This is a genomic window from Variovorax sp. YR752 (assembly GCF_943372545.1).
Window position 1 is genome coordinate 1 of the sequence record NZ_CALRZC010000020.1, and the last position, 10,637, is coordinate 10,637.

Here is a 10,637-nt window from a genome sequence, read left to right on the forward strand (position 1 = left end):
TCCGGCCGGATCGCTGGTGAAGGTGATGGACTTCGGCGTGGCGCGGCTGGACGACGCCAGCCGCACCCGCACCGGGCTCGTGCTGGGCACGCCGTCGTTCATGTCGCCCGAGCAGATGGCGGGCCGCCACGCCGACGGGCGCAGCGACCTCTACTCGCTCGGCGTCGCGCTGTTCCAACTGCTCACCGGCCGCCTGCCGCATGAGGGCGCCTCGATGGCCGAACTGATGCGGCAGATCGTCAACGAGCCCGCGCCGGATGTGCGCACGCTGCGACCGGAGCTGCCCGCAGCGCTGGCCGACGTGGTCGCGCTGGCTCTCGAAAAGCGCCCCGAGATGCGCTATGCCGACGGCGTGCAGATGGCGCAGGACCTGCGCATGGTGGCCGCCGCGATGCTCGCGCCCGCCCCACCCGAACCGGTGCCCGCCGACGCGTTCGAGAAAACCGTGACGTTTCCACCCGTGGAACCGAGGCACAATTCCGGGTCGTGACAACCTGCGCCGGGCGCAGAACAACGGCCACAGCGACCCATGCCATTGCCCGATTCCGAACCGACCATGACCCTGGAGTTCTTCAGCGCGACCGACACGGGCCGGGCACGCAACAACAACGAAGACTCGGTCGCCGTCGACGAGGGCTCGGCGCTGATCGTGCTGGCCGACGGCATGGGCGGCTACAACGCCGGCGAAGTCGCCAGCGGCATGGCCACCTCGTTCATCAAGAGCGAGCTCGGCCGCTGGCTGTCCGAGGCCTCGGACAACGCCTCCGACACCGACGTGCGCCGCGCGATGGACATCTGCGTGGACAACGCCAACCGGGCGATCTTCAACGCGGCCAACTCCAACCCGCAGTACGCCGGCATGGGCACGACGCTGGTCGTCGGCGTCTTTCGCGAGGGCCGGCTGCTGATGGGCCATGTCGGCGACTCGCGCGGCTACCGGCTGCGCGGCGGCCGCCTCGCGCAGATCACCCACGACCACTCTCTGCTGCAGGAGCAGATCGATTCCGGGCTGATCACCGCCGAACAGGCTGCCTTCTCGTCGAACAAGAACCTGGTGACGCGCGCCGTCGGTGTCGAGGACACGGTGCTTCTCGAGACCCACCTGCACGACGTGCTGCCCGGCGACATGTACCTGCTGTGCTCGGACGGACTGTCCGACATGCTCGATGACGAGAGTATCTCGCAGCTGTTGCAGACCAGCGACGTCCTGGGCGAAGTGGCCACGGCGCTGGTCGATGCCGCCAACGACGCAGGCGGAAAGGATAATATCTCCGTCGTACTGGCCAGGGTGCGCGGACCGGCTGGCCCAGCGCGATCGTGGTGGCCGTTCCGGCGCTGATGGCGTCTCGGTGGCGGATCTAGAACACAGAACACAGAGATCACGAGGACACGAGCATGGGCAAGCTGGTCGTTTCGCTGGACGGGGTGGTGATCAAGGAGGTGCAGATCACCAAGGACAAGACGACCCTTGGTCGGCGTCCGTACAACGACATCGTGATCGACAACCTGGCCGTCAGCGGCGAGCACGCCGTGCTGCAGATGGTCGGCGCCGACGTCTTCATCGAAGACCTCAACAGCACCAATGGCACCTACATCAACGGCAAGGCGGTCAAGAAGCAGCTGCTCAGCCACAACGACACCGTCGAGATCGGCAAGTACAAGATCAAGTACCTGGTCGAGGACGGCACCGACTACGAGAAGACGATGATCATGAAGCCCGGCTCGGCGCCCCCCGCCACGGCGCCGGCCTATGCTCCGACGGGCGGCTTCGGCGCCTCGGGCTTCGGTTCACTGGGTGGCGGCTCCGGCCCGGCCTCGATCAAGGTGCTCAACGGCGCGGCGGCCGGCCGCGAGGTCATGCTCACCAAGGTCGTCACCACCGTCGGCAAGCCCGGCGTGCAGGTGGCCTCGATCACCAAGCGCCCGGGTGGCTACGTGCTCGCCCACGTCGAGGGTGCGCTGCGCCCGACGGTCAACGGCAGCCCGGTCACCGGCGAGACCGTGCAGCTGAAGAACGGCGACGTGGTCGAACTCGCCGGCACCCAGATGCAGTTCGTCCAGGCCTGACGCGCGCAACGCGCAGGCGGCGCCGCTGCGCATGACACCCGGCGCGCTGCGCCTGCTGCGCTGGGCCCTGCTGCTCCTCGCACTCGCCCTGTCCCTGATGCATGCCAGCGGCCTCGTGCCGCTGCGGGTGCTGCACCAGCTCGACCTCGCCATCGACGATGCGCGGCTGCGGGCGGCCATGCCGCGCACGCACGATGCGCGCATCGTCATCGTCGACATCGACGATGCCAGCCTCGCCCGTGTCGGCCGCTGGCCGTGGCCGCGCGAGCGCATCGCTGCGCTGGCCGAGGAGCTGTTCGTGCGCCAGCGCGCGGCGGTGGTCGGCTTCGACATGGTGTTTGCCGAGCCCGAGGCGGGCGATGCCGCGCTGGCGCGTGCGCTCGCCGGCCGGCCGGCGGTGCTGGGCTACTTCCTCTCCGACGGCCCCGCCGCGCGGTCGGTCGGCGTGCTGCCGCCGCCGCTGTTCGATGCCGCCGCGCTCGGCGGCCGGCGCATCGCCGTCACGCGCTGGCGCGGCCACGCCGCCAACCTCGCGCCGCTGGCGGCTGCGGCACCGGCCGCGGGCTTCTTCAACGCCCTGCCCGATGACGACGGCGTGCTGCGCAGCGTGCCGCTGGTGGCCGAGGTCGCTGGTGGCCACCGCGAGTCGCTGACCCTGGCGATGCTGCGCCTGTACAGCGGCTCGCCTGCCGTGCGGCCGGTGTTGCCGGCCGTGCCTGGCGAGGGCGAGCAAGGCGTTCTGGCCGCGTTGGAACTGGTTCAGGGGGCGCAGACGCTGCGCATTGCGCTCGATGCGCGCGGCGCCGTGCGCGTGCCCTACCGTGGGCCGGGCGGGCCTGGCGGAGGCTCGTTCGACTATGTCTCGGCCGGCGATCTGCTCGACGGCCGCGTCGCCGCCGGCACACTGGCCGGCAAGCTGGTGCTGGTGGGCTCCAGCGCGCCGGGCGTGTTCGATCTGCGCAGCACGCCGGTGGCGGCGGTGTATCCGGGCGTCGAGGTGCATGCGAACCTGCTCTCGGGCCTGCTCGACGGGCGCGGCCCGCTGGCGCCGGACTGGTCGCGTGGCTACGAGGTCGCGCAGCTGATCGCCGTGGCCGCGCTGCTCGCACTGGCTCTGCCGCGGCTGCGTGCACTCGCCGCCATCGGCCTCACGCTGGCACTCGGTCTCGCGCTGGTCGCGCTCGACCAGTGGCTGTACCGCCGCCACGCACTGGCGCTGCCGCTGGCCTCGGCACTGCTGCTCACCGCGCTGGTCTACCTTGGCATCACCGGCTGGGGCTACGTGGCCGAAGGCGCACGGCGGCGCTCGCTGGCGCGGCTGTTCGGCACCTACGTGCCGCCGGAGCTGGTGGCGCAGATGGCGCGCGACCCGCAGCGCTACGGCATGCAGGCCGAGAACCGCGTGCTCACCGTGATGTTCTGCGACATGCGCAACTTCACGCGCGTCTCCGAGTCGCTGCCGCCCGAAGAACTGCGAGCCTTGGTCAACCGCTTCTTCACCGCGATGACGCAGGAGATCCGCGCCCACCGCGGCACGCTGGACAAGTACATCGGCGACGCCATCATGGCCTTCTGGGGTGCGCCGGTGGCCGACCCCAACCACGCGCTGCACGCCGTGCAGGCGGCGCTGGCGATGACCGCGCGCATGGTCGAACTCAATCGCGAACTGCGTGAACGCGGCCTGCCCGAGATCGGCCTCGGGATCGGCATCAACAGCGGCCTGGTGTGCGTCGGCGACATGGGCTCGGACATCCGCCGCAGCTACACGGTGATGGGTGACGCGGTGAACCTCGCCTCGCGCATCGAGGCGCTGACGCGGGTCTACGGCGTCGACATCGTGGTCGGCGAGAGCACGCGCGCAGCGATCGGCGAGCGTCTACCGCTGATCGAGGTCGACCGCGTCCGCGTCAAGGGCAAACAGCAGGCCGTGACACTTTTCACGCCGCTTCCGGCGGATCCGCCACGCCGCGAGCAGATTGCCGAGGAAGTGCGACTTTGGCAGCTTGCGCTGACACATTACCGCCAGCAAGATGCCGAGCAGGCACTGACTTCGCTCGAAGCATTGAGAAACAGCTTCGGCGAGTCCCCGTTCAGCGCCCTGTACAGTCAATTGGGCGAGCGCATCGCCCGTTGGTCCAGCCATCCCGAGCCGCCAGGCTGGGACGGCACCCGCACATTCGACAGCAAATGATCTTCACCGTCCTCGGCTGTTCCGGCGCCATCGCTGCCGGCTGCAGGACCACGGCCTTTCTCTGCGACAACGACGTGCTGATCGACGCGGGCACCGGCGTCGGCGACCTGCCGCTCGAGGCGCTGGCGCGCATCGAGCACATCCTGATCAGCCACTCGCACCTCGACCACGTGCTGGCCATCGGCCTGCTGGCCGACAGCGTGATGCGCGCGCGGCGCGCCGCCGGCCGCGGGCCGATCCAGGTGCATGCGCTGCCAGAGACACTGGCGGCGCTGCGCGCGCACATCTTCAACGGCGTGATCTGGCCCGACTTCACGCGCCTGCCCAGCGCCGAGCACCCGGTGCTGCAGCTCATGCCCTTCGCGATCGGCGACCTGCTCAAGCTCGGCGACAAGCGCATCGAGGTGATCACCGCCTCGCACACCGTGCCGGCCTGCGGCTTCGCGGTCGATGGCGGCGAGGCCGGGTGGTGGGTCTATACCGGCGACACCGGCCCGAACCCTTCACTGTGGATGCGCCTGCGCCACATGAAGATCGCCCACCTGGTGATCGAGACCGCGTTCAGCGACGAAGAGCGCCAGCTCGCCTACATCAGCCGCCACCTCTGCCCGGCCGCACTGGGCCACGAGCTGGCACAGCTGCCCGGCAGCGTCGAGGTGCACATCACGCACATCAAGCCCGGTGAGATGGAAGCGGTGATGAGCGAGGTCGGCAAGCTGGCCAGCAGTCACCGCATTCGCGCCCTCGCCGCAGGCCAGACGATGGCTCTCGGCAGCCCGTGACAGGCTTGGCAAACGGCGAGAAATGCGGGCCTTCGGGCCCGTTTTTCATTGGAGCGCGGCTGACGGAAACGGGTGACCATTTGCGTCAGTCGTGACCCGGCCGGTCTGCCGAGTCCGCGGTCTGTGACTGTTTGCGTCAGCCTTCTGGCTGCATTTCACAGATTTTCGAGCTGTTCCCGGTGGCACGCCCTTCGCATCTAGGAGGCCGTGTCCTCTCCCAACCCTCAGGAGTTCTTAATGAAGCGTCATATCCAGCAAGGTTTCACCCTCATCGAACTGATGATCGTCGTGGCGATCATCGGCATCCTGGCCGCCGTTGCGCTGCCGGCTTACCAGGACTACACGATCCGCTCGAAAGTCACGGAAGGTCTGGCCCAGGCTAACGGTGCTAAGACGGTCGTGACCGAGCAGTTCGGCGCCAACGGTGGCTTCCCCGCCGGTGCCACGCAGACCACCGCCGCCGCCAACGCGGCCGCCTGCGTCAACACCGATTTTTGGTGCTTCATCGTGACGAAGAACGTTTCGTCTGTGGGCATCGCCGTTGCTACTGGCGAAATCACGGTCACGTACGACAACACCGCCACCGGCATTCCGCAATTGCTCGCTGCTGAGCGTACCCTGACCTTGGTGCCGACCATCGGCGGCGTCGCGCTGGGCGCAGGCAACGCATCGGGCAACATCGACTGGCACTGCAAGAGCGCTGGTTCCACGTTCGCCGTCGGGACCACGGGCACGCTGCTGGCCCGTTACGCCCCGACCCAGTGCCGTGGCGCGGTCTAAGGCTTGACCTAAAGGCGAGATTCGCGGGCCGGGCCCGTGGGTCTCCGAGAGAGAGCGGCGTGCCTTCGGGTACGCCGCTTTCGTTTCGGGATGGCCTCGCGTCGATGGTGGCACCTCTACACTTCTCGACCCATGAATGACACCCGGGTTTCCTCCGTCAAGGATCGCTTTGTCGCCGCCGGATGGCACCTGCTGATTTCGGCGGCTATCGCCTTGATCGCTGCCGCGCTGGTCTTTGGCCTCTGGTATCCAGATGCCTTCAGATTGCTAGCGGGCGGGCAAGGCCTTTTCCTGCTGGTGGTCAGTGTCGACGTGGTGCTTGGCCCGCTGCTGACCTTTGCCGTGTTCAATCGTTCCAAGGGCTGGCCGCACCTGCGGCGCGACCTCGCCGTGATCGGTGTGCTGCAGTTGTCGGCGCTGGCGTACGGGCTGCACGCCGTCTACGCCGCCCGCCCGGTGGCCATCGTCTTCGAGGTCGATCGATTCCGCGTTGTCAGCGCCGTGGACGTCTATGAGCCGGAACTTGCCAAGGCACGTCCCGAATACCGGAAGCTGCCGCTGACGGGCCCATGGACTCTGTCTGTGCGCAATGCGCAGGCCGGCGCCGAGAAGACGGACGCGCTGTTGATGGCGCTAGACAAGGGCTACGACATGGGCCAGCGTCCCATCTTCTGGGCGCCGTACGAGACCTCGCGTGATGCAGCGCTGAAGGGGGGGCGCCCGATCAGTGTGTTACTGGAGCGCTACCCAGCGCGGGTGGGCGAGATCAATTCAGCACTTGCAGCGCGAGGTCTATCGGTGCAAGCGCGCTTCCTGCCGGTGATGGCGCGCGGCGACTGGGTCGCCATTCTCGATCCGAAGGGAGACATCGCGACGTTCCTCGCGGTCGACGGGTTCTTCTGATGCGGGCCGCACCGCCCGCCGCTTGGACGGCCGCCGCCGCCGCCGCGATCGCCGCGCCTGCGCTGATCGCGTTCAACGTCCCGCCCTCGGCCACCTTCCTCAACCAGGCGGCGTCGCTGATCGGTTGGGGGCTGTGGCTGATGCTGCTGGCGCTGCCGATCCCGGCGCGAGCGCTGTCCGGGCTGGACCGTGGCGCGCTGGCCCTGTTCGCCGCGCTCGCGCTGCTGGCCACGGCGGCGCTCGCCTCGCCGTTGTGGACCGGCCTGCCATCCACGCTGTCGCTGCCGGCGGCCGGCCTCGTTGCGGCGGCGCTGCTGACCGCGACCGTCGCGGTGGCCTTGCAGCGTGCCGGTCTCGGTGAACAGGCCTTCGCGGCTTTCTGCGTCGCGCTGCTTGCCGCCGGCATCGCCAGCGCACTGATCGGGCTGCTGCAGGTCTACCTGCCGGCCTGGGCCGATGGCGACTGGATCGCGATCAGCTCGCTGGGCGACCGCGCCGTCGGCAATCTGCGCCAGCCCAACCACCTGTGCAGTCTGCTGCTGTGGGCCATGATCGCCACGGTCTGGCTCGCCGAGAGTGACCGCGTGCCGCGCTGGCCGGCGACGGCCGCCCTGCTGCTGCTGCTGGCCGGCGTCGTCCTCACCGCCTCGCGCACCGGCATGCTGGGCGCCGCGCTGCTCGCGCTGTGGGGCATCACCGACCGCCGCCTGTCGCGCCGCACGCGGGTGCAGCTGTGGCTCGTGCCGCTGGCCTATGCGGCGATCTACTTCGCGGTCGCTGCGATCGCCCACCAGCACAACGCGGTGTTCGGCGGCGAGGTGCAGCTGCAGAAGTCCGACATCTCCAGCTCGCGCTTCGGCATCTGGGCCAACACGCTGGCCTTGATCGCCGCCCATCCCTGGGCCGGGGTCGGCTTCGGCGAGTTCAACTTCGCCTGGTCGCTGACGCCCTTTCCCGGCCGGCCGACCGCCTTCTTCGACCACACGCACAACCTGCCGCTGCAACTCGCCGTCGAACTGGGCCTGCCGCTGGCGACGCTGGTGACCGTGCTGCTGCTGGCGGCGCTGTGGCGTGCCTGGTGGCTGGCCGGCGAAGGCGACGTCGACGACCTGCGCGCGCGCCGCGCGGCGCTGGCGATGGTGCTGATGATCTCGCTGCACAGCCTGCTGGAGTACCCGCTGTGGTACGCCTACTTCCTGCTGCCGGCGGCATTCGCCTTCGGCATCGCGCTCGGTGGCGGGGCGCCAGCGCGCGCAGCGGCGCCACGGGCCGGGGCGCCTTCACGCCGCAGTCCGTGGCTGCTCGCCGCGACGGCGCTGCTGCTGGCAGGTGCAGCTTCGCTGTACGACTTCCGCCGCGTGGTGGTGATCTTCGCGCCGCCGGCGGACGCCACGCCGCTGGCACTGCGCATCCACGAGGGACGGGGCAGCTGGTTCTTCGGCCACCATGCGGACTACGCCGCGGCCACCACCGCCGAACGTCCGTCGCAGGAGATGGCCTCTTTCGCGCGGGCGCCGCACTACCTGCTCGACACCCGCATCATGATCGCCTGGGCGACGGCACTCGACGAGACCGGCCAGACCGACAAGGCGCGCCACCTGGCGGCGCGGCTGCGCGAGTTCCGCAATCCGCTGGCCGACGACTTCTTTGCCGCCTGCGCGAAGCCCGTGCCGGCGGATGGCGCGGCGCCGTTCCAGTGCGAGGCGCCGCAACGGCGCTACGAGTTCAGCGACTTCCGCTGAGCGGGGTCGCCGTGGCGGTCAGGGCGTGGCGATCCAGTCGCCGCTCTTGCCGCCGTGCTTCTCGAGCACGCGGATGCCGTCCATCACCATGCCGCGGTCGGCCGCCTTGCACATGTCGTAGACGGTCAGCAGGCCGACCTGCACCGCGGTCAGCGCCTCCATCTCGACGCCGGTGCGGCCGAGTGTCTCGACCTGCGCCGTGCAGCGCACACTGCTCGTGGCCTCGTCGAGCTCGAACTCCACCGCCACGCGCGTGATCGGCAGCGGATGGCACAGCGGGATCAGCTCCGAGGTGCGCTTGGCCGCCTGGATCGCGGCGATGCGTGCGACGCCGATCACGTCACCCTTCTTCGCCGTGCCGCCGGCGATCAGCGCCAGCGTCGCCGGCTGCATGCAGATGCTGCCGGTGGCGCGCGCGATGCGATGGGTCTCGCTCTTGGCCGACACGTCGACCATGTGGGCCTGGCCTTGGGCGTCGAAGTGGGTCAGCGGGGAGGTCATGGCAGGAAACACGCCGGAAACGTTTCGGGGGCATGATAGCGACGCTCCAGGCGCCACCCTCGCGGCTGCCCACACCCACGTGTCGAAGACCCTTCCCCGCTCCCGCCGATGGCTGGCCGCGCTGTGCGCCGCGAGCCTCGCGCTGCCGGCCGCGCCGCTGTCGGCACAGAACAACCTGCCCGCGCTCGGCGATGCCGCGACGGAGGACTTCGGCGTGGCCACCGAGCGCCGCATCGGCGAGCAGATCATGCGCGAGATCCGTCGCGACCCGGACTACTTCGACGACCCGCTGCTGCTCGAGTACCTGCAGTCGCTGTGGTCGCCGCTGGTCGTGCAGTCGCGCCGCGACGGCCACATCACGCCGGACATCGACGCGCGCTTCACCTGGGAGGCCTTTCTCGTGCGCGACCGCAGCGTCAACGCCTTCGCGCTGCCCGGCGGCTATGTCGGCGTGCACCTCGGCCTGATCGCGATCACCGCGTCGCGAGACGAGCTCGCCTCGGTGCTCGCACACGAGCTCACGCACGTCACGCAGCGCCACATCGCGCGCGGCGTCAGCAACAGCAAGAAGCAGTCGCTGATCGGGCTGGCGGCGATGATCATTGGCGTGATCGCCGCCAGCCGCGCCGGCAGCGCCGATGCCGCCAACGCGGCGATCGCCGGCGGGCAGGCGGCCTCGATCCAGGGCCAGCTCAACTTCTCGCGCGACATGGAGCGCGAGGCCGACCGCATCGGCTTCCAGCTGCTCACCGAGGCCGGCTTCTCGGCGGCCGGCATGGCCAGCATGTTCGAGAAGCTCGACCAGGCCTCGCGGCTGAACGACAACGGTAGCTACCCCTACCTGCGCAGCCACCCGCTGACCACCGAACGCATCGGCGAGGCGCGCTCGCGGCTGGGCACCAACCAGGCCCGCCCCGCGCCGGGGCCGAATGGCGCCAGCTTCGAGCATGTGCTCGCGCAGGCCCGTGCCCGGGTGCTGATGGACACGCGCGTCGACGCGCTGCGCCGCTGGCAGGCGCTGGACTCGCCGCGCAGCGACCTGGCGGCGGCCCAGCGCCTGGCCGACCTCTACAGCAGCGCGCTGGCCTCGGTGCTGCTGCGCGACACGGCGCGTGCCGATGGTGCGATCGCCCGCGCGAAATCTCTGCTTGCCGATGCCGCGCGGCCGCAGCCACGCGCTGCGCGCTGGCTGGCGATGCTCGAGGCGCACGCGCTGCTGGCGCGCAACGATGCGGCCGGTGCCGAAGCGGCGATCCGGCCGCTGGCCGGCGACGGCAGCCGGCCGGTCATGATGATGAGCGCCGAGGTGGCGCTGGCCGGTGGTGGTGGCGAGGCGGCCCTGCGCCGCAGCGCCGAGGACCTGCAGACCCGCGTGGCCACACAGCCCGGCGACGCACTGGCCTGGTTGCAGCTCGCGCGGCTGTGGCCGCGGCTGGGCCAGCCCTTGCGCGCGCTGCGCGCCGAGGGCGAGGCGGCCTATGCGGTTGGCGACCTGCGCGGCGCCGTCGACCGCCTGCGTGCCGGCCAGCGCCTCGTGCGCCCCGGCAATGCGTCCGACTTCATCGAGGCATCGGTGATCGACGCGCGACTGCGCGACATCCAGGCGCAGCAGCGCGCGTTTGCCGCCGAGGAACGCGAAGCGCGCTGAGCCTGCGCGCGTAGACTGCCCCG

The 10,637-nt window shown here is 70.0% G+C and carries 10 protein-coding genes; 9 read left to right on the plus strand and 1 reads right to left on the minus strand.

Translation table 11 applies throughout. The annotated features are described in order from the left end of the window. From AAG801_RS07110 to AAG801_RS07145, 8 genes are all read left to right on the plus strand, one after another. Positions 1 to 490, plus strand: a 490-nt coding sequence (locus tag AAG801_RS07110; RefSeq protein ID WP_341887758.1) for a protein kinase, incomplete at its 5' end; no start/stop codon positions are given. Positions 491 to 556: 66 nt separating this feature from the next. After that, complete coding sequence (locus tag AAG801_RS07115) at positions 557 to 1,339, plus strand: Stp1/IreP family PP2C-type Ser/Thr phosphatase (protein ID WP_341887759.1); 783 nt, start codon at positions 557 to 559, stop codon at positions 1,337 to 1,339. A gap of 56 nt (positions 1,340 to 1,395) precedes the next feature. Next, positions 1,396 to 2,067 carry an FHA domain-containing protein gene (locus tag AAG801_RS07120; protein ID WP_341887760.1) on the plus strand — a complete coding sequence of 224 codons (672 nt, stop codon included), beginning with the start codon at positions 1,396 to 1,398 and terminating at the stop codon, positions 2,065 to 2,067. 31 nt (positions 2,068 to 2,098) lie between these two features. Next, entirely contained in the window at positions 2,099 to 4,258 is a 2,160-nt protein-coding gene (locus tag AAG801_RS07125; RefSeq protein WP_341887761.1) for an adenylate/guanylate cyclase domain-containing protein, read from the plus strand. After that, positions 4,255 to 5,040 carry a 3',5'-cyclic-nucleotide phosphodiesterase gene (locus tag AAG801_RS07130; protein ID WP_341887762.1) on the plus strand — a complete coding sequence of 262 codons (786 nt, stop codon included), beginning with the start codon at positions 4,255 to 4,257 and terminating at the stop codon, positions 5,038 to 5,040. The genes AAG801_RS07125 and AAG801_RS07130 overlap by 4 nt, the downstream gene beginning before the upstream one ends. 237 nt (positions 5,041 to 5,277) lie before the next feature. Further along, on the plus strand, positions 5,278 to 5,820 hold the full coding sequence (locus AAG801_RS07135; protein ID WP_341887763.1) for a pilin: 543 nt from the start codon (positions 5,278 to 5,280) through the stop codon (positions 5,818 to 5,820). A 132-nt stretch (positions 5,821 to 5,952) separates the two neighbouring features. Further along, positions 5,953 to 6,723: a TfpX/TfpZ family type IV pilin accessory protein gene (gene tfpZ, locus AAG801_RS07140; RefSeq protein ID WP_341887764.1), complete on the plus strand. Its 771-nt coding sequence runs from the start codon at positions 5,953 to 5,955 to the stop codon at positions 6,721 to 6,723. Beyond that, the gene (locus AAG801_RS07145; RefSeq protein ID WP_341887765.1) at positions 6,723 to 8,465 is read left to right on the plus strand and encodes a Wzy polymerase domain-containing protein; all 1,743 of its coding nucleotides are present in this window, start codon (positions 6,723 to 6,725) and stop codon (positions 8,463 to 8,465) included. Before tfpZ ends, AAG801_RS07145 begins: the two co-directional genes overlap by 1 nt. Positions 8,466 to 8,483: 18 nt before the next feature. On the opposite strand, the gene moaC is transcribed toward AAG801_RS07145, so the two are convergent. Beyond that, entirely contained in the window at positions 8,484 to 8,966 is a 483-nt protein-coding gene (moaC, locus tag AAG801_RS07150; RefSeq protein ID WP_341887766.1) for a cyclic pyranopterin monophosphate synthase MoaC, read from the minus strand. A gap of 79 nt (positions 8,967 to 9,045) precedes the next feature. Here moaC and AAG801_RS07155 point away from each other — a divergent pair, with 79 nt between their 5' ends. Beyond that, positions 9,046 to 10,614, plus strand: coding sequence for a M48 family metalloprotease (locus tag AAG801_RS07155; RefSeq protein ID WP_341887767.1), 1,569 nt, complete (start codon positions 9,046 to 9,048; stop codon positions 10,612 to 10,614). Positions 10,615 to 10,637: the final 23 nt, after the last annotated feature.

Bases quoted from the DNA above. Each gene is read 5' to 3' on its own strand.
- AAG801_RS07115 (WP_341887759.1), top strand. From the start codon at position 557: ATGACCCTGGAGTTCTTCAGCGCGACCGACACGGGCCGGGCACGCAAC.
- AAG801_RS07120 (WP_341887760.1), top strand. From the start codon at position 1,396: ATGGGCAAGCTGGTCGTTTCGCTGGACGGGGTGGTGATCAAGGAGGTG.
- AAG801_RS07125 (WP_341887761.1), top strand. From the start codon at position 2,099: ATGACACCCGGCGCGCTGCGCCTGCTGCGCTGGGCCCTGCTGCTCCTC.
- AAG801_RS07130 (WP_341887762.1), top strand. From the start codon at position 4,255: ATGATCTTCACCGTCCTCGGCTGTTCCGGCGCCATCGCTGCCGGCTGC.
- AAG801_RS07135 (WP_341887763.1), top strand. From the start codon at position 5,278: ATGAAGCGTCATATCCAGCAAGGTTTCACCCTCATCGAACTGATGATC.
- tfpZ (WP_341887764.1), top strand. From the start codon at position 5,953: ATGAATGACACCCGGGTTTCCTCCGTCAAGGATCGCTTTGTCGCCGCC.
- AAG801_RS07145 (WP_341887765.1), top strand. From the start codon at position 6,723: ATGCGGGCCGCACCGCCCGCCGCTTGGACGGCCGCCGCCGCCGCCGCG.
- moaC (WP_341887766.1), bottom strand. From the start codon at position 8,966: ATGACCTCCCCGCTGACCCACTTCGACGCCCAAGGCCAGGCCCACATG.